Here is a 21,666-nt window from a genome sequence, read left to right on the forward strand (position 1 = left end):
AGACGCCTCAGCCCTGCGCGGCAGCCCTGTAGGGGCGGAAGAACGCGCGCAGCTCCTCCGCGTAGAGCTCGGGCTCCTCGAAGGCGGCGAAGTGGCCCCCGCGCGCGGGCTCGGTCACCCGCACGACGTTCGCCGTGCGCTCCAGCCACGCCCGCGGCGGGCGGACGATGTCGCCGGGGAAGAGCGAGAAGCCCGACGGCACCTCGACCCGGCGGGCGAGCTGCGCGGGTGGGATCGCGGCGTTCGCGCGGTACATGCGCATCGACGAGCCGATCGTCCCCGTCAGCCAGTAGATCGTGAGATTGGTGAGGATCTCGTCCTTCGTGAAGGACCGCTCGATGTCGCCGTCGCAGTCGCTCCATGCCCGGAGCTTCTCGACAATCCATGCGGCGAGACCGGCCGGCGAATCGTTGAGCCCGAAGGCGGCGGTCTGGGGCTTCGTGCGGTGCATGGCGGCATAGGCTCCCTCGGCCCCTCCCCAGGCCGCAGCACCGTCGAGCCAGGCGCGCTCCTCCGGGGCGAGCTCCGCCGGGTCCCCGGCGAAGACGGGGACGCCCGCATCCGTCCGGTGGACGGCCACGACCCGGTCGGGGTGGTCGAGCGCAAGGTAGCGGCTCACATGACTGCCGACGTCCCCACCCGCCGCGCCGAATCGCGCGTAGCCGAGGACACTCATGAGTTCGGCCCACAGCCCGGCGACGGCGATGGAGTCGAGGGGCGGACCGGTGGGGCGGTCGGAATACCCGTAGCCCGGCATGTCGGGCACGACGACGTCGAACGCGTCAGCGGGATCGGCGCCGTGCGCACCGGGATCCGTCAGGAGCGGGACGACCTTCGCGTAGCGCCAGAACGAGTCCGGCCAGCCGTGGCTGAGGACCAGCGGCAGAACGGGCCCGGCCGGCGCGACGGCCCGGACGTGGACGAAGTGGATCCCGAGGCCGCCGAGCGGGACGCGATAGCGGGCGAGCCGGGCGAGCGCCGCCTCCTGCGCCGTCCAGTCGAACCCGTCCGCCCAGTGGGCGACGAGCTCGCGGAGGTAACCGAGGTCGGAGCCGAGCGACCACCCGGCGTCCTCGGGTGCATCGGGCCAGCGCGTCGCACGCAGCCGGGCCCGGAGGTCCTCGAGCGCCTCGGGGGCGGTCTGTTGAATGAACGGCTCGGGGCGGCGCGCGGCGTCCGGCATGACAACATGCTAACGCGGCGGAGCCGGCCGGGACGGCGGGCGGGCCGACGGCGAAGGGGTGTAGCCCACTCCCCTGGCCCATGCCGCCGACGAAACCCGGCGGGCCGGTGCGGAGCTGCTGCGCGTCGGCTGCTGGGCGGGCGGCGGGGGCGAACTGGTCGCGTTCTACGAGCGCAACAACTTCGAACCCACCGACCGGTTCCTGGTCAAGGAGTGGCCCGGACAGGTACTGGCCCGCCGGGTCGGCCGACGGCACCGACGGAGCGCTCGGCATCGGCTCCGAGATGGTTGCGCGCCCTTGGTCAACGCGTCGAACAGGCCCTAATGCCGGACCCGGACGACGAGTTTTCCGGTGGCGCGGTCGTGCTCCATGTCGTCATGGGCCTGCGGCACCTGCTCCAGGCCGTCGTAGACGCGGTCCACGGGGAAGGCGAGCCGGCCGGCCGCGACGGCGTCGAGGATCTCCTGGAAGGTCTCCCGGGGCAGGTCGGCGGCGTCGCCGAAGTAGCCGGCCAGGCGCACACCTCTGGGCAGGTACTCGTTCGGGGAGAAGTCCCGCACCGTCCACTGGTTGGACAGGCTGCCGCCGAAGCAGGCCGTGCCGTGCACGCGCACCGCGCGCAAAGTGTCGGGCAGGGTCGGCGTGCCGACAAGGTCAAGGGCGGCGTCGACGCCGTCCGGGTACAGCTCGCGAACGGCGGGCGCGACCTCGCCGGTGTCGAGCAGCGGGTGGTCGACACCGTGCTCCTTCAGCGAAGTGAGGCGGTCGGCCCGCCGGGTGGTGGACAGCACGGTGGCGCCGCGCCATTTGGCCAGAGCGGCGGCGGCCAGGCCCACCGAGGAGGTGCCGCCGCGGATCAACACGGACTGACCGGGCTTCAGGTCCAGGCCGATGGTGAGTGATCCGTTCGCTGTCTGCACCATCTCCGGCAGGGCGCCCAGCACCTCCCATGGCAGGTCGGTGTCGACGGGGATGACCTGCGACAGCGGCACCGAGGTGTATTCGGCATAGCCGCCGTCGAAGGTGCGCCCCATGTCCCCCATCATGGCGACGACCTTCTGCCCAGGAGCCAGCCCGCTGCCGGCCGGGGCCGCGTCGATGGTGCCGGCGGCCTCGATGCCCGGCACCCGGGGGAAACTGACACCCTCGCTCACACCCAGCCGCAGCTTCAACTCCGAGCGGTTGAGGCCGAACGCCTCGACTCGGATGCGCACCCAGCCCTCCCTCTCAGGTGGGAGAGGGAGCGTGGTCAGCCGCAGGTTGTCGACGGGACCGGGGGCGGAGAGTCGAACGGCGCGCATAGTGTCCGGTGAGGATGTCATGAGGCTGCCTTCTTCCCTGGCGTGGAGAGTCGATCAGCGGTCATCAACATGCGGCCGCTGCGGCTTCATTCCCGACCGACGCGCCGGAAGGGACATCCGCCCGCCCGGTGTCACCCCCTGCGAGCCGGCCCGAGGGGCGTACTGCCGCGATGTCGGTGCTTTGAGGTAAGAAGGAAGAATCAAACGGGGCTGGTCAGAGGGGGGTTCGCAAATGGGGCCACGGAATCGGCCGTTGCGGGCGCTGGAGCACGGCAGCGAAGCAGACGCCTTCGCGGGCCTGACGGTGCCGCTGCGGGTGGCCGCGTCGCTGCTGGGGATATCGACTTATACCCTCGACAAGCTGATAGCCGACGGGGTGTTCGTCGTCGAGCGCGAGGACGGCTCGCCGCAACGGGTCATCGCCCTGCCACGGGTCCTGGCCGTCCGCCGCTGGATGCTCGAAGAGTCCGCCGCACACTGAGGCAGCCCTCCCCGCGGCAACAGCGGCCAGAGCCGCCCCCTCCCGTCGGCAGCCGAGGGAACGCTGCAACAGCCCGTCGACGGCGGCAGACCCGTGGTAAGACGGCTGTCATGGAAGACGAGGGAAGCCGCGACTCCGTCCGGCGAAGTTACGACACCGTGGCCGAGGAGTACGCGGCGCGGCTGCACGACGAGCTCGCCGGGAAGCCGCTCGACCGGGCGCTGCTCACCAGCCTCCTGGAGGAGACGGGACCGGACGCCACGATCGCCGACCTCGGCTGCGGCCCCGGACACGTGGCGGCCTGGCTCGCCGAACAAGGTGCCGGTACGGTCGGCATCGATCTGTCAGCGGGGATGGTCGCCACCGCCCGACGCCGCTATCCGAAGGTGGAGTTCCGACAGGGCGACCTGCTGGCACTGCCGGCCGAAGACGGCGAATTCGCCTCGGCCATCGCCTTCTACGTGATCATCCACCTCGACCCCCGAGAACTGCTCCGCGCCTTCGAGGAGATACGGCGGGTGCTGCGCCCTTCCGGGCTGCTCCTGCTCTCGTTCCACATCGGGGAGGAGGTCCGGCACCTGGACGAATGGTGGGGGCATGACGTGGACGTCGACTTCCGCTTCCTCGCCCCCTCCCACATCGCCGGGCTGCTGGAGGAGGCCGGATTCGACGTGACGATGCGGATGGAACGCGCCTCCTACGCCACCGAAGTCGACACGCGCCGGGCCTACCTTCTGGCCCGCCGGACCTGACACGGCCGTCGCCGCCCCCGGACGTCAACGTGCCCGGTTCCAGCCGGGGTCGGTGTTCGCCGCCAGGCGGGTCCGGCAGTGGTGGTCGGCAGTGGGGGTGCCGCTGCCGGCCGCAGGCACTCAGGCGTCGTTCCTGAGCCGGTCGCGCTGGACCTGGCAGGCGAGGGCGCGACGCACGGAGGCCGATCCGGCGGCGGTGACCTTCGCGGGGACGTCGAGGCCGCGGCTGATCTCGTCGTACGCGTTCCGGTGACTGCCGGCCAGCTCCGCCCGGTGCAGCCGCAGGTCCTCCTCGACGAGACGGCGCAGCTCGTCGACGTTCCGGGGCGTGAAGCGCTTCTTCCCCCTGGCGACGGCGTTGACGTAGCGCGCGCAGCGAGCGGAGTCGACGGTCTCGGCGATCTCCTCGGCGAGGCCCCACAGACGTCCTTCGAGCCACGGCACGTCGCGCTGGTCGAGGGACAACGTCGTCGGGGGCAGCGGTTGGCCCAACCGGTACTTCGCCACCTGCTTGGACACGGCGGGCTGACTCATGTCGGCGAGCTGGGCAATCCTGTCCTGGGTCCAGCCGAGGTCCACAAAGATCTTGATCATCTCGGCGCGGAGCTTCCGCATCTCCTCGCCCGCGCGGATGACCTCGTTCATGTCGGCGAGCATCCGCTCGGCCTGCGCCTCGGTCAGCCCCTCGGTCAGTCCCCCGAGGATCTGGTGCGTGTTCTCTTCGCCCGCCATGAAGCGGTTATATACCCTGCGCATCCCACCATCATAACCGGGTTGTACAACCCGGTTATGAGTGTCAGGATCCACGGCATGCCTACTTTCTCCGCACCTGACGGAACCCAGCTCTCCTACCGCGTACACGGAGACGGCGACCCGGTCGTCTGCATCCCGGGCGGTCCCACCGACTCCCGCTACCTCGGCGATCTCGGCGGCCTGTCCGGGCACCGCAAGCTGATCGTCCTGGACCTGCGCGGCACCGGCGGGTCGGCCGTTCCGCAGGACCCCTCCTCCTACCGCTGTGACCGTCTCGTCGACGACGTCGAGGCGCTGCGCGAGCACCTCGGTCTCGCCAGGACGGATCTGCTCGGTCACTCCGCCGGCGCGAACATCGCGACGCAATACGTGGCCCGGTACCCGGAGAACGTCGGCAGACTCGCCCTGATCGGCCCTGGTACCCGAGCTGTCGGGGTGGAGATCAGCGGGGAGACGCGCCGCGAGCTCGCGCAGCTGCGGAAGAACGAACCGTGGTTCCCGGTGGCCTTCGCCGCGTTGGAGGCGATCACCGAAGGTACCGGCAGCGACTGGGAGACCATCGCTCCATTCTTCTGCGGCCGGTGGGATGCCGCGGCGCAGCAGCACTATGCCGCCGCCCGGCCGGGCAACCAGGACGCTGTCGCGGGCTTCGCGGCCGAGGGCGCCTTCAGCCCGGAGGCCACGCGTGCGGCGCTCGCCGCCTGCGAGGCCCCCGTCCTGTTGCTCGGTGGAGAGTTCGACCTGAACAGTCCCCCTCGGCCGGTGGCCGAATTCGCGGCGCTGTTCCCCGATGCCACGCTCGTGGTGCAGCCGGGGGCGGGCCACTATCCCTGGCTCGACGACGCCGACCGGTTCGTGGCAACCACTGTGGCGTTCCTGGGCTGAAGAGCGGAAGGAGGCCGGGAGTACTGCCGGATCACGCCTCGACGGTGCTCGCGTGCCCCTGGTGCGGGATCCGCCCGCAGACCAGGTTGCCCGGCTCGGTCGGGTCGTCACTGATCCAGAACTGGGCCCACAGCACGGCGAACTCCGGGCGGCTCAGGTGGCCGTCACCGTCCAGGTCGAGAAGGTCGAAGACCTCGTCGGTGTCGATGCTCTGCCCGTGCCAGGTTTCGATGAGGCGGCGGTGTTCGCTGCGGGAGATCCGGCCGTCCCCGTTCTCGTCGACGGCGTCGAAGATCGCGTCGGCGGTCGCCGTGACGGACTCGCGCATGGACGGCAGCCGGTCCACGAGCACGACGAGCTCGTCGAAGTCGACACTGCCGTCGTTGTTGGCGTCGCCGACCGCCAGCAGCCCCTCCCACCAGCCCATGACGACCGCCTCCACCCGGGCGCGCAGCTCCGTCCCCGGCCCCACTCCCGGCAGTCGGCCCCAACGGACCGCGAGGGCCTCGAAGTCGTCCCTCCGCAGATAGCCGTCACCGTCCGCATCGAATGCCGCGAACATTCCCTTGATCTTGTTCCGCTGGAACACGCTGGCCATGAACAGCCCCTCCCTCACGCCGAACCACAAGAACGCCATCGCACAGGGCGATCCGTCATACCGGGTTCAACGAACGATCTTGCCGGAGGAAACGACGGCTGCAACGGAGACGGCCGCAACGGAGCTGACGTCGGCGGGACGTACGGCCGGCCCGCCGGTCAGGGACGGCAGCTGCGCAGGACGAGCTCCTCCCAGCCCTCAGCCATGCGCTCCTCGACAGGGCTGAGCCGCGCGAGGCATCAGAGGACAGCGACAGGTCGGAGGCGATGCCGCTCAGGCCAGGGGAAGGCGCATGATCGTCAGGTCGAGCCACCTGCCGAACTTGGTGCCGACCTCCGGCACGGTGCCCACGTGGCGGAAGCCGAAGCGCTCGTGCAGCCGAATCGATGCGGTGTTGCGCGCCTCGATGTCGGCGATCATCACGTGATGGCCGGCTTGCCGCGCCGAGGCGACGAGAGCGGTCATCAGGGCGGAGCCGATGCCGAGCCCGTGGGCGCCCTCGCGCACATAGACGGAGTTCCCCACCGTGTGGCGATATCCGTCCTTCGGCCGCCACGGGCCGTAGACCGCGAAGCCCGCGACCTCGCCCGCCTTCTCGGCCACGAACGCCGTGCCCCGGTCCAGGTGAACGGCGAGCCAGGCGGCCCCCTCGGCCGGGGACTGCAGCGTCGTGGTCCACAGGGCCGTCGAGTGCTCGATCGCATGGTTGCGAATGGCGAGAACGGCCTCCGCGTCCTTGAGCTGTGCCGGACGGACCGTCACCGCCCCCGAGTTCTCGTATAGTGGATTCATGTCTAATATAGTAGACCCCCTGGTGAGGCAGATCGCAGCTCGCATCCACACCGAACGGACCCGGCGGCAGTGGACGCTGGCGCAACTCGCCGACGCATCCGGTGTGTCCCGCGCCATGATCAACCGGATCGAGCGCGGCGAGAGCAGCCCCACCGCCGCCGTCCTCGGCAAACTCTCCGCCGCCTTCCAGCTCAGTGTCTCCTCCCTGCTGGCGCTCGCCGAAGGCGCGACCGACGGGAGCGGGGAGGCGACCACGGGCGTGCGCCGCTCGGCGGACGCCGTGGAATGGCGCGATCCCGCCACCGGGTACCGCCGACGCCAGATCACCGGTCCGCACTTCCCTGCGGAGATCGCCGACGTCCGGCTGCCCACCGGTGCCCGCGTGCCGTATCCGGCCGCGGCCTTCGTCTTCATCCGGCAGGTCGTCTGGGTGCTGGAGGGCCGGCTGACGTTCCACGAGGGCGACACGGTGCACGAACTCGCCGCGGGCGACACGATCGAACTGGGCGAGCCCGCCCCGTGCGTCGTCGCCAACAACAGCCCGGCCGAATGCCGTTACGCCATCGTCCTCACCCGGGGCGACACGCCGTGACCCTCCCCCGGGAACGCGCGGCCCGCCGGTGTGGCGGTGGTCCTGGAGGACCGGCGCCGGCCCGGTGGCCGTCGACCACGCCGGCCCCGGCCGCCGGCCGCCGCGCGGAAAAGGAGCGGCGCCGTACGGGCGGAGTGCAGTAGTGTGCGGCCGGCACGTCCACCGTGCCCCGTACGAACGTCCTCGCAGCAAGGAGAGAGACATGCGCCGTCATCACGGAGCAGTCGCGTCGCCCCACGCCCTCTCTCTGTCTCCCGAGGACCACCTTGACCACCACACCCCTGAACCTGGGCATCCTCGCCCACGTCGACGCCGGTAAGACCAGCCTCACCGAGCGGCTGCTGTTCGAACACGGAGCCCTCGCCGCCCTCGGCAGCGTCGACAAGGGCAGTACCACCACCGACGCGGGCGAGCTCGAACGTGAGCGCGGGATCACCATCCGCACAGCCGTGGCACCGCTCATCATGGCGGGGCGCCACGTCAACCTCGTCGACACCCCCGGCCACCCCGACTTCATCGCGGAGGTCGAACGCGCCCTCTCCGTCCTCGACGCGGCCGTCCTCGTCGTGTCAGCGGTCGAGGGGATCCAGGCCCAGACCCGGGTCCTGATGAAGTCACTTCGCCGGCTGCGCCTGCCCACCCTGATCTTCGTGAACAAGATCGACCGCAGGGGCGCCCGTGATGCCGCGCTGCTGGCGGAACTGCGCCGCGCGCTGGCGCCCCGTCTCATTCCGCTCGTGTCGACGGTCGGCGCCGGCACCCCGGCCGCCCGCACGCTCCCGGTTCCGCTCACCGGCGAGCGGGGAGAGCCCGGGGCGGCCGACGTACTCGCCGAGCACGACACCGACCTGCTGGCCCGGCTCGTCGACGGCCCGCCACCCGCCGAGGACGAGATCCGCGAGCAGTTGCGCCGGCAGACGGCCGCCGCGCTGGTGCAGCCCGTCTTCTTCGGCTCGGCCCTCAGCGGAGCGGGCATCGCCGAACTCGCCGAGGGCATCGCGACCCTGCTGCCCGCACCGCCCGCGGACGAACTCGCCCCCGCGCGGGGCACGGTGTTCGCCGTCGACCGCGCGGAAGGCGGGGAGAAGAGGGCGTACATCCGGCTCTTCTCCGGCCTGCTGCGCGAACGGCAGCGTCTCGCCCTGCACCGGGACGAGGCGGAGGGAACGACGACGGTCGCCGGGCGGATCTCCCGGCTCGACGTCGTGACCGCGCAGAGCGGCCACGGCGCGCCGAGCCGGGGGGTGCTCACCCCCGGTGGGATCGCTGTCCTGCGCGGCCTTCCGGGCGTCCGGGTCGGCGACCGCGTCGGTGCGGCCCGCGCTGGCCGGCCGGCGGCCCGGCTCGCCCCGCCCGGGCTGGAGGCCGTCGTGCGCGCGAGCCGCCCCGGCCAGCAGGGCGCCCTGCACGCCGCGCTGAGCGCCCTTGCCGACGAAGACCCGTTCATCAGGACGCGAACCGCCTCCGACGGGACGCTCTCGCTCCTGTTGCACGGGGCGGTCCAACGTGAGGTCCTCGCGGACCGCCTCCAGCGGGAGTTCGGGATCGCGGCGGAGTTCGCCGCGGTCACGCCCGTCTACCGGGAGCGGCCAGTCGGCACCGGCGTCGCCGTGCAGGAACTCGGCTCCGGACCGAGTGAGTTCTTCGCCACGGTCGGTCTGCGCGTCGAGCCCGCCCCCTACGGTTCCGGCGTCCGGTACGCGCGGGAGACCGAATGGGGCGCGCTGCCCCGCGCGTTCCACCGCGCCATCGAGGAGACGGTGCGCCTCGGCCTGCGGCAGGGGCTCCTCGGCTGGGAGGTCACCGACTGCACCGTCACCGTGATCCGCACGGGCTGGGCCTCCCCGATGAGTACCGCGGCCGACTTCCGCAAGCTCACGCCGCTGGTGCTGATGCGCGCGCTGAGCAGCGCGGGAACGCGGGTCCACGAGCCGTGCAGGGAGGTGGAGGCCGAGATCCCCGAGGACACCCTGGGGCCGGTCGCCGCCAGGATCGCCGAACTCGGCGGGACCATCGGTGCCACGGAGGAGAGCGGCGACCGGTGGACCCTCGGCGCCGAACTGCCCACCGCGAGGATGCAGGAGCTCGGCGACGCCCTTCCCGGCCTCACCCGTGGAGAGGGCTCCTTGTGGTCCCGCCCCGGCACGGACCGCCCCGTACGCGGTGTTCCTCCTCGCCGCCCCCGGACCGACGGCAATCCGCTCGATCCTGAGGAGTACCTGCGGTTCCTCGCGGACCCTTCCCTGGCGCGGTGAACGGTCCACCATGCGGTGCGCTTTCCAGCGGCCTGGTGACGAAGACCTGCGCCGGGAGCGCTTCGCAGCGCTGGACCCGGGAGACCTGACCTCCCAGCGGCCGGCCGGATCTCCGGTGGCTGACGATGCCGGCTCTCGAGACGGCCCCGTCGACCGAGCGCTGGAGATCCCTGCGCGATCGCGATGCGGGATGTCACATTCGCGAACCCGGCGGTGTCTTCATGTCGAACAGGCGGACATCCAAGGAGGAAACCATGGCGCTACGCGTTCCCAAAGCGGAGCTCCCCACCGAGCTCAGCGAAAGCATGATCAAGCAGCTCGGTGCTGTGCCCGAGCCCGTCGAAGTGGTGTGGCACAGCCCCGAGGTCGCGACGTCCAACATCGAGTTCGGGGCCAAGGTGGGCACGTGGGACGCGGCCGACGCGAGCCTCAAGTCGTTCGCGCACATGGCCGTAGCGGCGAAGGTCGGCTGCAGTTGGTGCCTCGACATCGGCTACTTCCAGGCGCAGAACGAGAACCTGGACCTGACCAAGGCGAGCCAAGTGCCCCGCTGGCGGGAGTCGGAGGTGTTCACGCCGCTGGAGCGGGATGTGCTGGAGTACGCCGAGGCCATGACGGACACGCCGCTGACCGTCACCGACGAGCTGTACGCGAGTCTGCTCGAACGGCTCGGCCCGGCGGCGATGGTCGAGCTCACCGCGTTCATCGCCTTCTCCAACATGGCGACCCGGAACAACAATGCGAACGGGGTCGCGTCGCAGGGCTTCTCCGACGCCTGCGAGATTCCTCTGGCCGCGCGTCCTCAGTCCGACCTGGCGTCGCCGGCATGACCGGGAACCCGTTCGTGGCCCATCGCAGCCTCCTGTTCACGGTCGCCTACGAAATGCTCGGGTCGGCGGCCGACGCGGAGGACGTCGTGCAGGAGTCCTGGCTGCGGTGGGCCGACGTCGACCGGTCGCAGGTGCGCGACCCGCGAGCCTACCTCGTCCGGGTCGTCACACGGCAAGCGCTCAACCGCCTGCGAGCGTTGTCGCGCAGCCGCGAGGAGTACGTCGGCGAGTGGCTACCTGAACCGCTACTGACCTCCCCCGATGTCGCCGAGGACGTCGAACTCGCGGAGAGTGTCTCGATCGCGATGCTGACCGTGCTGGAAACGCTCGGACCGACGGAGCGGGCGGTGTTCGTGCTCCGCGAGGTCTTCGACATCCCGTACGGCGAGATCGCCGAAGCCGTCGGGAAGTCCGCGGCCACCGTGCGGCAGATCGCGCGGCGGGCCCGCGAACATGTGGCGGCCCGGCGGCCGCGGGTGCAGGTGAGCCGGTCGGAGCAGCAGGCCGTGGTGAAGCGGTTCCTGGAAGCGTTGCGGACCGGGCAGTTGCAGGAACTGGTGGAGGTCATGGCCCCGGACGTGGTCCTGATCGCCGATGGTGGCGGGTTCGCGGCCGCCGCTCTGGCTCCGATCCATGGGGTCGACCTGGTGGCGCAGGTCCTCGCGCGCGTGAACCGGGTGGCCGTGGCCTCGCTCGAGACGACCGCCGTATGGCTCAACGGCGCGCCTGCGGGCCGGATCGAGATCGACGGCGAGTTGGCCACGGCATTGAGTGTCGTGGTGGAGAACGGGCGGGTCACACGGGTCTACCTGGTGAGAAACCCACGGAAGTTGACACGGCTGGAGGAACCGGCCGAACTCTCCAGGTGAGCCGGCTGCCGCTCGGTCGTCGTGAGCGGCCGGGCTACGGGATGTTCTTCATTGCCGTCCGGAAGGCGTCGCGGTAGGTCGCGTCCAGTTTCTGCGAGCAGGGGAACGTCGCCACGGCGGCGCGGATCTCCTCCTGCTGGAAACCCCGGTAGAGCGGGTCCGACTGCGCGCGTTGTTCCGTCTGTGCCGGGGTGAGTTCGGCGGCGCCCGTGATGCGGGTGATGAGCGTGTCGTACCGGGAGTGCAGAGCGGCGATCAGGGAGGTTCTGTCCTGGCTCACGTACCCGGCACGACCGGCACACGTGCGCCATTCGCCGGCGGCTTGTTTGTATGCGGCGCTGGATCGAACCGAGCCGTCGATCCTGTCGAAGCGGCTGTTGGCGAACTCCACGCCGAACTCCTGCCGGGACTGCTCCTCCGCGTGCTCGGAGCAGGACGAGAGGGTGTCGCCGAATTTCTTCTGATCGGCAGTCGACAGACTGCTCGCGTATTGTGCGTTGGTCCTGTCCGGTGTGAAGGCCGGCCATGCCGATATGCCGAACCCGTGCGTCCTTGCGTACGACGCGCTGGCGAAATCGGTGTTGTCGTCCGTGTCGACGAGGCTGTGCGGGTTCTTCGCCGTGTAGGAGAAGCCGGCCCCGGTCATGCATGAGGCCACTCTGCGTTCTGAGTCCGCGGCCTTTTCCAGATCGAATGCATTGTCTTCCGCATTCGGGAGGAGGCCGGCCAGTATGAGGACGAGGCGGTCCGCACGTGCGTGTTGAGCTGCGGTGAGTGCGGAGGCGGGGTTGTGTCCTGCGGAACTCGTACACGAGGACACAACCCCGACGGCCGCGGCAACCGCCAGGGCGACCGGGAGGACCAGGACTCTGCGCTGCATTTCTGTTCTCCCTCACGCCGTGATCGGTTGTCGTGCTGACCTGGAGTCCTGGGTGCGGACCCCGGGAAAGCGGCTGCTACAGGTCGATGCCGTAGCCGGCGAGCGCGTGGTCGTAGGTGCTGTTGTTGCCGCAGTCGTAGTGCGAGTTGCCGCCGTGGGAGGCCTCGATCGTGGACTGGTACCACTTGGTTCCGCCGTTGGCCCGCGTGCACTGGGCACGCACCATCCCGGACCCGCTGCCGTTGACCACCATGTTGATCTTCTTGTTGCTGTTGCTGGACGTCCACACCACGCTCGTCGAGCCGTAGGTGTGGGAGCCCGAGTGTCCCGAGTACTCGTAGACCGTCGCGCTCGCCGGGGCGACGGTGGCCAGCGCCAGAGCGCCGGCGAAGGCGCCGCCGACCAGGGTGCGGACAGTCCAGGACTTGACGTTGCTCATGATGGTGCCTCTCTTTGAATACGACGGTTTCCCAGCGTGAGATCCATTGCCGATGGACTGCGACCAACAGTCCGTGCGACAACAATTCGCAATTCCCAGGAGAAGAATCGAGGGCGTTGCTTCGTCTCTCTGCTCGGCGGTGCCCGATCAATCTCTCGCAGTCGGCGGCGCGCTTCTTGTAAAAATCCGACCTGGCGTCGATTCTCTTTACTTATTCGCTGGGGTCGGATAGGGGTATGCAGATGAGGAGTTGTCGGATAACCGAATACTCCCGGCCGATGCGGTCTGTTCATCAGGCCCCCGACGCGGGACCCTTGACCGCCGGGAGGGGTCGACGGGATCCGTCGACGACGAATGGGGGAATCAGGGTGTGGCATCGAAAATGTCCGGCCGGAACGTGGGAGGTGGCTCGGCAGCTACCGCATCCCGCACTGCGACCAGGGGTTCTGCAATACCGCGGCTTCCGCATGGATCTCGGCGGATCCAGACGCCGGCTGGAGCTTCCCTCCGGGTCCGTCACCGTCGTCTTCAACTTCGGCCGGCCGCTGCGGGTGACCTGTGCCTCCAGCGGGCGCGTCCTGGCGTCCTCGTCGGCACCGGTGGTGGCCGGCATGCTCACCCGTCCCTCGATCGGTGAACACTCCGGCCGGCTGCACGGCATGGAGGTCGCGCTCCAGCCCTGGGCCGCGTTCCGCCTGTTCGACACGCCCATGCGCGAGCTGGCCGACGCCATGGCGCCGGCCGACCCGGTGATCGGCGCACGGTGCCAGATCCTGTCGGATGCTCTGGCCGAGGCGCCGGGATGGCCGGAGCGCTTCGCGCTGCTGGACACGGCACTGCGCCTCTGGACCGAGACGGGTGCGACGCCCTGCCCGCGCACGATCCATGCCTGGGATCAGTTACGGGCCAGTGGGGGCACGGTGCCCGTCCGGGAGTTGGCGACCTCGACCGGATGGAGCGAGCGCCATCTGGAACGCCGTTTCCTGGAGCAGATCGGGCTCTCCCCCAAAGGCGCGGGCCGGGTGCTGCGTCTGCGGCAGGCCCTGACGATGATGGCCGAGGGGAAGAGCTCCGCCGATGTCGCGATGGGATGCCGCTTCTACGACCAGGCGCACTTCAACCGCGAGTTCAAAGCGATGACCGGGCATGCGCCGTCACGTTTCATGGCCATCCGCACCCTCGGCGGCTCCGGCCCACCGGCCGTCGACCGCTTGGAGGGCCAGGTCACCAGCGCCGTGCGGACGCCTGAGGGATCCCCGGACGCCGTGGTGCGGCGGCAGGGGCCGGCGCAGTGTGATCGTGCGCGGAAACCGCGTTCCCGCGTGCTTCGCCGTGATGATGCGGTCGTCCACTACGAGCAGCCGGTGAAGGAGGGAAGCGCGCCAACCGGGCGTTCTCCTACCGCAATGGGGTGCGGGCGTGGGTCGTGATCGCGGCCGTGCCGATGATGATCCAGACCATGTTGAGCACCGCTGAGGGCCACGCCCGGTGATACGCGGAGTTGGCGGTCAGGGCGGCGGCGCCGAACAGGTTGAGCACCTGGAAGGCGACGCCGCCGGCACGGATCCGTTCGGCCGAGACCAGGGCGTAGGCCGCCAACAGGAAGGCCGCTCCCGCCCAGCCGACGGCCGCCAGGAACATCTCCACCGAACTACCGGTCCTGGTCCATGAGCGCGTAGGCCCGTACGGGGAAGGTGCCCAGGCCCTCGACCGCCGGCGGTGCGGCGGTGAAGCGGAACCCGTGGGGCGGCAGCTGCTCCAGCCCCCGCAGGTGCTCGACCACGGGGATGCCCGCGGCGAGCAGCAGGGTGTGGGCGGGGCGCGTCCCATCAGTCGTGCTGTCGATGTTGAGTGAGTCGATCCCCACCAGGGCCGGCCTCTGCTCGGCGAGCCAGGCCGCCGCCTCGGCGGTCAGGAAGGGGTGACCGTCGCCGTACTGCTCGGTGCCCCAATGCCGGTCCCAGCCGGTGTGGATCAGCACGGCCTTGCCGGTCACGTCGTGCGGCAGCAGGAGCGACCGGTCGACTCCGGGCCCCCCGGTGCCCGTCACCCGGACCACCACGCCGTCCAGGTCGGTCAGCCGCTCCAGCGCCAGCGCGGCGAGGTCGTCCCCGTCGGCGAAGCGGTGGAAGGGGGCGTCGAGGTACGTACCCGTGTTGGCCACCATCGCGATGTGTCCGATGGAGAACTCGGTACCCGGCGCATAGGTGCCGCGAGAGGCCTCGCGGGAGAGGTGCTCGCCGATCTCGGGTCCGGGCACTCCCGGAAGGGTCACCATGCCCTGGCGGATCGGATGGCTCAGGTCCACAGTCCGTCCCCCGGCACGAGCGGTCCCCGCGGTGCCGCGCGATCCCTTGTGGGGCTCGCGCAGCAGCTGCCGCTCGCTGATGCGTACCTCGCCGACCATCAGCAGACCGAGGTGGCGTACGAGCAGCTCCCCGACCTCCTGGTCACTGATGTCAGGACCCGGCACGTCCAGCCGGAACCCCTGGGTCTGCAGGGCTCCGCCGTTGGCGAAGACGACATCGGCGTCGAACTGGACGCGCCATTCCTCACTGGTTTCCATGCTCCGATGATCAGTGAAGCCCTGCTGTATTTCAATCACGATTTTCTGAAGTGCCACTACAGTTCTGCTTATGGAACTCGACCCCCGGCGGCTTCGCGTCCTGCGTGCGGTCGCTCTGCGCGGGGGTGTCATGGACGCGGCCCAGCTACTGCACCTCTCACCGTCCGCCGTGTCCCAACAGCTCGCGCAGCTGGAGCGGGAGGTGGGCCTGCCGCTGGTGGACCGCTCCCGGCGCAGAATCGGACTCACTCCCGCCGGACACCTGCTCGCCGCCCGCGCGGAACGCATCGAGCAGGAGCTGACCGAGGCGCGACGTGAACTGACGGAACTCAGCGGCCGGGTGGCCGGACCGGTCACGATCGCCGCGTTCTCCACGGCGATCTGCCACCTGGTGGCGCCGGCACTGAGCGCGATCGTGGAGGCGTATCCCGAGCTGGAACCGCGGGTGGTCGAGCTGGAGGGCCCCGCGGCCCTCCGCGAACTGCGCACCGGCGGTTGCGACATGGTCATCACCGAACACGACGGCGAGAGTGCCGAAGCCTCCGACGGGCGCGACCTGGCCTCCTCCCCCGTGGCCGACGACGAGTACCGCGTGGTCACGCCCGCGAGCTGGCCGCGGCCGGCCTCGATCCGGGACCTGGCCGGCCGCCCCTGGGTCGCCAGCCCCGACGACACCGCCTGCGGCCGGGCGCTCCTGCGGATCTGCGCCGACAACGGCTTCACCGCGCGCCGCGACCACCTGTGCAGGGAGTTCCCCACCGTCCTGGCGATGGTGGCAGCCGGTGCGGGGGCGGCCGTCGTGCCGACGCTGGCGCTCGGCCCGACACCGCCGGCACCGGTCGCGGTGCCCGCCGTGCCGGTCGTCGGCCACCGCAGGATCACCGCGCTGTTCCGCCGCTCGGGACCGGATCCCGTCGCGTCCGCCGTCGTCCAGGCGTTGCGGGAATCCGCCGATGAGGCCGGACTGATGCCGGTGCGGGTGCTGTGACCGCACAGGTCCGGCGGGTTGGACGATGAATTCCGCGACAACGTCCGGGATGAGGTCCGCGACGATGCCCTGTTCGCTACAGACCTTGGCGCCACGCGCGTCGTTGAGGTCCAGGGCTCACGCCTCGTCAGGCCAGCGGCCTTCGATGTGCACTGGACGGCACCTCCTCCGTGCTGACCGGCGTCGACCCCGCCACCATCGGCCGGCTGCTGCGGTACGACGTGCTCGAGGGCTCTCTCGACTGCCTCGTCAAGGGCCAGATCGCGGTGGCCGACTTCAAGGCCGCGCAGGCCGGCTGGCACGTGGGCCAGACCCTCCCCCTGCAGCGTCAGGACGACCAGCGCGGCAGCGTCACCATCGGCGCCGTCTACCACGCGGACGAGCAGAGCGACCTGCTGCCCAGCATCACCGCACCGGACTCCCTCGTCGCCCGCTACGACTCCACCCCGAACACCGCCGCGATCCCCGTCGCCACGGACGGCGGACCCGGCCGGGCCGCACTCGGCACCATCACCCACGCCCTCGGCGACAACCCGGCCCTGGCCGTCCTCGGCCAAGCAGCCGTCCGGGCCGAGGACAGCGGCCCCATCGGCGACCAACTCAACGTCTTCCACGCCCTGCTCAGCATGGCCCTGGTGATCGCCGCACTGGGCATCGCCAACACCCTCGCGATGTCGGTCCTCGAACGCCGCAAGGAGATCGGCACGTTGCGTGCCCTCGGCCTGGACCGCGCCGGGGTGACCCGGATGATCCGCCTGGAGGCCCTGCTCATCGGCGGACTCGGCGCGACCCTCGGCACGGTCATGGGCGTCTTCCTGGGCTGGGCGCTCGGGCGCACCCTCCAGGAGACCGTCGCGGGCTACACGTTGGTCCTCCCCTGGGGACGCCTCGCGCTCGGCGTGCTCATCGCCCTGGCCGGGGCGTTGCTCGCCTCGCTCTGGCCGGCCCGCAGAGCCGCGAACGTCGACATCGCCGCCGCGACGGCGGCACAGTGAGTTCCCGCCCACCGGCCCCCGCTCAGCGTTCCGGTACCGGCCGACCAGCCAGCCGGTACCAGAAGCGGGCCTCCTCCGGGGCACCCTCGGCGTCCGCCACATCACCGAGGAGCGCGAGCACGACGGCCGGCAGCGGGTGCGGTGCCTCGGCGGCGGGCTCGCCGGGGGCCGCCGGTGCGAGACGCGGGGTGTCAGCCGGCGCGGCGAGGCCGGCGGGGTCGGTGAGGTCGGCCGGCGCCTCCTGGTCCTCGGCCACCTGCGGGGTGTAGACCTCCTCGGCCCGGTCACGGTGCCCCGCGCTCAGCAGCAGCTCGGCGTAGTCGTAGCGGGCCACGGCCTCCGTGTCGGGGTCGCCGCACTCGATGGCCTGCTCGAACCACGGGTAGGCGTCCTCCGGCCGGCCGGCCGCCGTGAGCACCTGGCCGAGCAGCAGCAGCGCCTGCGGCCGGTGCTCGGTGTCGTCCGACGTGCCCAGCGGCAGCAACGTCCGCTCCGCCTCGGCGTACTGGAGCAGCCGGAACAACGTGCTGCCGAGGTAGCGGCGGGCCATCGGCTCCACCGAAGGGTCGCCGGAGGCGAGAGCTTCGGAGAGCAGCCGCCGGGCCTCCTCCAGGTCGTTGGTCGAGCGGCGTACGACACCGAGCAGTACGGCGGCCCGGGGGGCGGTCTCCTCATCGGCGATCTCCATGGCGGCGGCCAACAGTTCACCGGCCGCCTGCACCTCGCCCGTGTCCAGCAGGTACTCGCCGGTGCCGAGGTAGGCGAGCGCGATGGCCTCCTGGTCACCGGAGTTCTCCACCCCGGCCAGCAGCTCCTCCGCCGCCTCCTCGTCGCCGCCCCGCAGCAACTGGACCGCGAGGTAGGCGCGGGCCACCTCGGTGACGTCGGTGGGCTCGTCGTCCACCACGGACCGCAGCAGTTCCTCCGCGCTCTCGGCGTCGCCGTCCTCGACGAGGCACTTCGCCAGCTGGAACCGGGCCATCTGCGAGGCCGGGGCGACGTTCGCGTCGCTCGCGGACCGCAGGTGGCCCAGTCCCTCGGGCCGCTGCGCGTTCTGGATCAGGACCATGCCGAGTACGGTGACCGCCCAGGTCGCGACGGTGGGGTCGTCGGAGTCCGCGACGACCCGCAGCAGGCTCTCGGCGCGCGCCAGGTCGCCCTGGTCGGCGAGCATCAGGGCGAGGTCCATCCGGCCGATCTGCGACCACTGCTCGTGCCCCGAGTCGATGGCGGTCCGGTACGCGGCCTCCGCCTCCTCGTACCGGCCCTCCCCGGCGAGGAAGTCGCCGAGCAGGTCGGCGGCGCGCGGCGACTGGACCGGGTGGCCGGCGTCCACCGCACCGGTCAGCTCCTCCACCACCCGGTCCGGCTCGTTGCCCGGCGCCCTGAGCATCAGGCCGAGGTCGATCCGGGCGATGGGTGACCAGTGCTGGTGCCCGGAGCCGATGGCGGTCCGGTACGCGGCCTCCGCCTCCTCGTACCGGCCCTCCTGGGACAGGAAGTCGCCGAGCATGTCGGCGGCGCCCGGCGACAGGTCCGGGTGGCCGGCGGCGATGGCGGTGGTCAGGAGGGTCACCGCCCGCTCCGCACCATCCGGTTCGTCCGCAGCGCTGTCACCGGCACCCTCCTGGGCGCCGTCCCCGCTTCCGTCACCGTTTCCGTCACCGCGCCGCGCCAGGCCGATGACGACGTCGGCGAGGTCGACGAGAGCGGCCACCGACCAGTCCGGGTGTCCGGTGGCGATCGCCCGCTCCAGCCACTCGACGGCCGCGGGACCGTCGCCCTGCGCGGAATAGCACTCACCGAGCGCGCAGGCCGCCCTCGGCGACTGGTCGGGGTTGTCGGAGCCGGCCACCTCCAGCAGGAGTTCCATCGCCTCGTCGATGCGCTCCTGGTGCAGCAGCGTGATCGCCAGGAAGACCTTGGCGAGCGGGGTCAGCAGCGGGTGCCCGGAGCGGATCAGCGCCCGCAGCAGCGTCTCGGCCTCCTCGTACCGCCCCCGCACGATCAGGAGTTCACCCAGGCAGGCCTGGGCCAACGGCACCGCGTGGAACTGCCCGCTGTCCAGCACCGAACGGAGCAGCTCCTCGGCACGGTCCAGCTTGCCCTGGTTCACCAGCAGACCGCCGAGGTTGGCGCGGGCCATCGCGGTGATCTGGCCGGCGATCGACTCACCGACCGCCCGGGACAGGGTCCACGGCTGCTCGGCCGGCTCCGCCGGACCGCCCCGGACGATGCCCGGGGCGGCGCCCGCCCGGGACTTGCCGCGCACCGCGCCCGGCCTGCGGCCGGCCCGTACGCCCGCCGGTTCACCGTCGCTGAGCGTGAGAGCCTTGACCAACTGGGCCTGCGCCAACGGCGTCACCTCGGTGTCCCCGGCGGCGAGCACCGCCTCCAGCAGCCGCTCCGCCCGGTTGCTCTCCCCTTGTCTGACCAGCACTCCGGCCAGACCCACCTGCGCCATCTGGGAGACCTGCGGATCGCGCGATCCCACCGCGGCCTCCAACAGCTCCCGGGCCCTGGCCCGGTCGCCGGTCACCATCAGCGCCCCGGCCAGCACGACCTGCGCCAGCGGCACCACGCTCTCCACATCGGAGGCCACCGCGCTGCCCAACTGCTCCACCGCGGGACCGAACCGGGCCAGGTACAGATACATCTCGCCCAGCATCAGCGCCGCCCAGGCCGGGTTGTCCCGGTCCTCGGACGCCGTCCCGACGATCCGCAGCAGCGTCTGCTCGGCGATCTCCGTCTCGTCGCGGATCAGCGCGGTGTACGCGGTCGCCAGCAGCTCGCCGGGCGGCCGGCTGTCGGTGAGGTACTGCCAGGCGAACCGCGGCACCGCGGCCGCCGGGTCGTCGTCGCGGGTGTCCAGGTACTCCGCCATGTACGGGGTCGCGGCGTAGCCCGGGGCGCCGTCCGGCCCCGGCACCTGCTGGACCAGTGCGATGCTGCCGGCCACCGGCTGCCGGGCCCAGGCCAGCGCGGTCCGGTACCCGGCGTCGTCGGCGTCGAGTTCCGGGTGGTAGGCGAAGAGGTAGGCGTCGAACAGTTCCCGCAGTGCCTCCTCGGGGACGCCCTCGGCCAGGCCCATCCGCAGCCAGTCGGTGGCCGCCCGCGCCAGTGCCCAGCCTGCCGGGTCGCTGTCCGCGCCGTCGTTGAAGCGCTGCTCCAACCCGGGTGCGGCGACCATGAGTTCACCGATGCCGCGGACGTCGAAGTCCTCCCGGGGGTACAGCTCCCGGGCCCGCTCCGTGTCCTCCGTGCTCAGCAGCGACGGCAGTTCCACGGTCCGCGCCTTGGCCAGGACGGTTCGGGTGGTGCGGCCGACATCGTTCTCCATGCCGGTGAGGGCGGCCCGGTGCTTGGCCGGGATGGTCGCCACCACCGTGAACCCCGGCTGGCGGGTGAACCGTTCGAGGATCTGCAGGTCCAGGCCCCCGGGCCGCAGGAAGCGGTGCAGGTCGTCCAGCCAGACCACCACCGGGTCGGAGCCGGTGGGCAGCGGCAGCAGCCGGCTGAGATCGTCCAGCACCCGCCGGTCCTGGCCGTCCGGGCGCGGCACGATCAGCCGGGCGCCGGGCATCGTCCGCAGCAACGCCTCGTACAGGGTGCGGGACTTGCCCGCCTTGGACCGGCCGGCCAGCACCACGAACCGCTCCTCGGCGAGGTACGCGTCCAGCTGGTCGTCCTGGGGGCGGCGGGACACGTAGGGCGCGCCGTCCCGCAGGTCGCTGTACTTGGAACGGGAGACCCCGATGTCGTGCGGATCCACCTCGTCCACCCGGGGGATCGCGCCGTCCCCGGTCAGCGGCAGCCACAGCAGGCCCTCCAGCCGGTCGCGCAGCTCGGTGGTGGTGGTGTCCCTGATGTACGGGGCGAGGCCGGGCCAGTACCGGGCCACCGTCTCGACCCGGACGGCGTACGCGGTGCGCCGGTCCACCGCGACCACCTTGTCGCGGGCGACCAGCATCCCGACCACGCCCTGGAGGTTGACGTCCCACACGGGCGAGCCGGAGAAGCCCTGCTCGAGCCCCCAGCCGGCGTGCGGTCCGGCTTCGACCTGGAGCCACTCGTCGCCGGCGTGCCCGATGATCTCGCCACGCACCGGCACGCCCTGGCGGCGGTGTTCCGCCGGGTAGCCGTACGCCCGGAAACGGTGGTCCCAGGTGCCGGTGCCGGTGGTCCGCAGCGGGGCCGGCAGCGCCTCCGGGGGCGCCGGCGCGCCGAGTTCGAGCACCGCCACGTCGCCGGTCTCGTCGCCGGCGTCCGGGTGCCAGCCGTCGGCCACCACGGTCGCGGGCAAGGGGTCGTGCGCGGACGCGAACTGGAAGCGGACGAACACCGGCTCCGCCGGAACGCCCGGGGCCCGGCCCGACCGCACCACATGGGCGCAGGTCAGCACATGCCGCGGCGTCACCAGCAGGCCGGCGCCGACCGGGTCCCCGGTCGCCGACCGGCGCACGCTGACCAGCCAGGGCGGCCGCTCCCGGTCCGGGGCCACCGGAC

The 21,666-nt window shown here is 71.3% G+C and carries 20 protein-coding genes and 1 pseudogene; 11 read left to right on the forward strand and 10 right to left on the reverse strand.

The window, feature by feature from the left end:
* Nucleotides 1-7: 7 nt before the first annotated feature.
* Nucleotides 8-1,183 carry an epoxide hydrolase family protein gene (locus tag LNW72_RS02325; RefSeq protein ID WP_250973759.1) on the reverse strand — a complete coding sequence of 392 codons (1,176 nt, stop codon included), beginning with the start codon at nucleotides 1,181-1,183 and terminating at the stop codon, nucleotides 8-10.
* A 73-nt stretch (nucleotides 1,184-1,256) separates the two neighbouring features.
* On the opposite strand from LNW72_RS02325, the pseudogene LNW72_RS02330 reads away from it, so the two are divergent.
* Nucleotides 1,257-1,427, forward strand: a pseudogene (locus LNW72_RS02330) (GNAT family N-acetyltransferase); the annotation flags it as partial.
* A gap of 77 nt (nucleotides 1,428-1,504) precedes the next feature.
* Here the strand turns inward: LNW72_RS02330 and LNW72_RS02335 are convergent.
* Nucleotides 1,505-2,485 carry a zinc-binding dehydrogenase gene (locus LNW72_RS02335; protein WP_250979990.1) on the reverse strand — a complete coding sequence of 327 codons (981 nt, stop codon included), beginning with the start codon at nucleotides 2,483-2,485 and terminating at the stop codon, nucleotides 1,505-1,507.
* A 232-nt stretch (nucleotides 2,486-2,717) separates the two neighbouring features.
* On the opposite strand from LNW72_RS02335, the gene LNW72_RS02340 reads away from it, so the two are divergent.
* Nucleotides 2,718-2,966: a hypothetical protein gene (locus LNW72_RS02340; protein ID WP_250973760.1), complete on the forward strand. Its 249-nt coding sequence runs from the start codon at nucleotides 2,718-2,720 to the stop codon at nucleotides 2,964-2,966.
* Between the two features lie 110 nt (nucleotides 2,967-3,076).
* Nucleotides 3,077-3,718 (forward strand): class I SAM-dependent methyltransferase, encoded by a 642-nt coding sequence (locus LNW72_RS02345; protein ID WP_250973761.1) that lies wholly within the window; start codon nucleotides 3,077-3,079, stop codon nucleotides 3,716-3,718.
* A gap of 120 nt (nucleotides 3,719-3,838) precedes the next feature.
* Here the strand turns inward: LNW72_RS02345 and LNW72_RS02350 are convergent, their stop codons facing one another.
* Nucleotides 3,839-4,474, reverse strand: coding sequence for a sigma-70 family RNA polymerase sigma factor (locus LNW72_RS02350; protein WP_250973762.1), 636 nt, complete (start codon nucleotides 4,472-4,474; stop codon nucleotides 3,839-3,841).
* 54 nt (nucleotides 4,475-4,528) lie between these two features.
* On the opposite strand from LNW72_RS02350, the gene LNW72_RS02355 reads away from it, so the two are divergent.
* Nucleotides 4,529-5,356, forward strand: a complete 828-nt coding sequence (locus tag LNW72_RS02355) for an alpha/beta fold hydrolase (RefSeq protein ID WP_250973763.1) — start codon at nucleotides 4,529-4,531, stop codon at nucleotides 5,354-5,356.
* A gap of 31 nt (nucleotides 5,357-5,387) precedes the next feature.
* On the opposite strand, the gene LNW72_RS02360 is transcribed toward LNW72_RS02355, so the two are convergent.
* Both LNW72_RS02360 and LNW72_RS02365 read right to left on the reverse strand, forming a co-directional pair.
* The gene (locus tag LNW72_RS02360; RefSeq protein WP_250973764.1) at nucleotides 5,388-5,954 is read right to left on the reverse strand and encodes an EF-hand domain-containing protein; all 567 of its coding nucleotides are present in this window, start codon (nucleotides 5,952-5,954) and stop codon (nucleotides 5,388-5,390) included.
* Between the two features lie 273 nt (nucleotides 5,955-6,227).
* On the reverse strand, nucleotides 6,228-6,746 hold the full coding sequence (locus tag LNW72_RS02365; protein ID WP_250973765.1) for a GNAT family N-acetyltransferase: 519 nt from the start codon (nucleotides 6,744-6,746) through the stop codon (nucleotides 6,228-6,230).
* Here LNW72_RS02365 and LNW72_RS02370 point away from each other — a divergent pair.
* The 4 genes from LNW72_RS02370 to LNW72_RS02385 all read left to right on the forward strand — a co-directional run bounded on the left by LNW72_RS02370 (nucleotide 6,745) and on the right by LNW72_RS02385 (nucleotide 11,292).
* On the forward strand, nucleotides 6,745-7,338 hold the full coding sequence (locus tag LNW72_RS02370; protein WP_250973766.1) for an XRE family transcriptional regulator: 594 nt from the start codon (nucleotides 6,745-6,747) through the stop codon (nucleotides 7,336-7,338). The two genes, LNW72_RS02365 and LNW72_RS02370, sit on opposite strands and share 2 nt — an antisense overlap.
* Before the next feature lie 266 nt (nucleotides 7,339-7,604).
* Nucleotides 7,605-9,593: a translation factor GTPase family protein gene (locus tag LNW72_RS02375; RefSeq protein WP_250973767.1), complete on the forward strand. Its 1,989-nt coding sequence runs from the start codon at nucleotides 7,605-7,607 to the stop codon at nucleotides 9,591-9,593.
* A 254-nt stretch (nucleotides 9,594-9,847) separates the two neighbouring features.
* Nucleotides 9,848-10,423, forward strand: coding sequence for a carboxymuconolactone decarboxylase family protein (locus LNW72_RS02380; RefSeq protein WP_250973768.1), 576 nt, complete (start codon nucleotides 9,848-9,850; stop codon nucleotides 10,421-10,423).
* Nucleotides 10,420-11,292: an RNA polymerase sigma-70 factor gene (locus tag LNW72_RS02385; protein WP_250973769.1), complete on the forward strand. Its 873-nt coding sequence runs from the start codon at nucleotides 10,420-10,422 to the stop codon at nucleotides 11,290-11,292. Before LNW72_RS02380 ends, LNW72_RS02385 begins: the two co-directional genes overlap by 4 nt.
* A gap of 34 nt (nucleotides 11,293-11,326) precedes the next feature.
* Here the strand turns inward: LNW72_RS02385 and LNW72_RS02390 are convergent, their stop codons facing one another.
* Nucleotides 11,327-11,938 carry a hypothetical protein gene (locus LNW72_RS02390; RefSeq protein WP_250973770.1) on the reverse strand — a complete coding sequence of 204 codons (612 nt, stop codon included), beginning with the start codon at nucleotides 11,936-11,938 and terminating at the stop codon, nucleotides 11,327-11,329.
* Nucleotides 11,939-12,248: 310 nt separating this feature from the next.
* The gene (locus tag LNW72_RS02395) at nucleotides 12,249-12,611 is read right to left on the reverse strand and encodes a hypothetical protein (RefSeq protein WP_250973771.1); all 363 of its coding nucleotides are present in this window, start codon (nucleotides 12,609-12,611) and stop codon (nucleotides 12,249-12,251) included.
* Nucleotides 12,612-12,889: 278 nt separating this feature from the next.
* Between LNW72_RS02395 and LNW72_RS02400 the strand changes: the two genes are divergently transcribed.
* Entirely contained in the window at nucleotides 12,890-14,041 is a 1,152-nt protein-coding gene (locus LNW72_RS02400; protein ID WP_308402138.1) for a helix-turn-helix domain-containing protein, read from the forward strand.
* Here LNW72_RS02400 and LNW72_RS02405 read toward each other — a convergent pair.
* Nucleotides 14,010-14,258, reverse strand: coding sequence for a hypothetical protein (locus LNW72_RS02405; protein WP_374117115.1), 249 nt, complete (start codon nucleotides 14,256-14,258; stop codon nucleotides 14,010-14,012). The two genes, LNW72_RS02400 and LNW72_RS02405, sit on opposite strands and share 32 nt — an antisense overlap.
* A gap of 4 nt (nucleotides 14,259-14,262) precedes the next feature.
* Nucleotides 14,263-15,177, reverse strand: coding sequence for a cyclase family protein (locus LNW72_RS02410; protein ID WP_250973773.1), 915 nt, complete (start codon nucleotides 15,175-15,177; stop codon nucleotides 14,263-14,265).
* A 70-nt stretch (nucleotides 15,178-15,247) separates the two neighbouring features.
* Between LNW72_RS02410 and LNW72_RS02415 the strand changes: the two genes are divergently transcribed.
* Nucleotides 15,248-16,165 (forward strand): LysR family transcriptional regulator, encoded by a 918-nt coding sequence (locus tag LNW72_RS02415; RefSeq protein WP_250973774.1) that lies wholly within the window; start codon nucleotides 15,248-15,250, stop codon nucleotides 16,163-16,165.
* Nucleotides 16,166-16,335: 170 nt separating this feature from the next.
* On the forward strand, nucleotides 16,336-17,160 hold the full coding sequence (locus LNW72_RS02420; protein WP_250973775.1) for an ABC transporter permease: 825 nt from the start codon (nucleotides 16,336-16,338) through the stop codon (nucleotides 17,158-17,160).
* A 22-nt stretch (nucleotides 17,161-17,182) separates the two neighbouring features.
* Here LNW72_RS02420 and LNW72_RS02425 read toward each other — a convergent pair whose 3' ends face one another.
* Nucleotides 17,183-21,661 (reverse strand): serine protease, encoded by a 4,479-nt coding sequence (locus LNW72_RS02425; RefSeq protein WP_250973776.1) that lies wholly within the window; start codon nucleotides 21,659-21,661, stop codon nucleotides 17,183-17,185.
* Nucleotides 21,662-21,666 lie beyond the last annotated feature (5 nt).

It is taken from the genome of Streptomyces sp. RKAG293 (assembly GCF_023701745.1).
Classification (GTDB): domain Bacteria; phylum Actinomycetota; class Actinomycetes; order Streptomycetales; family Streptomycetaceae; genus Actinacidiphila.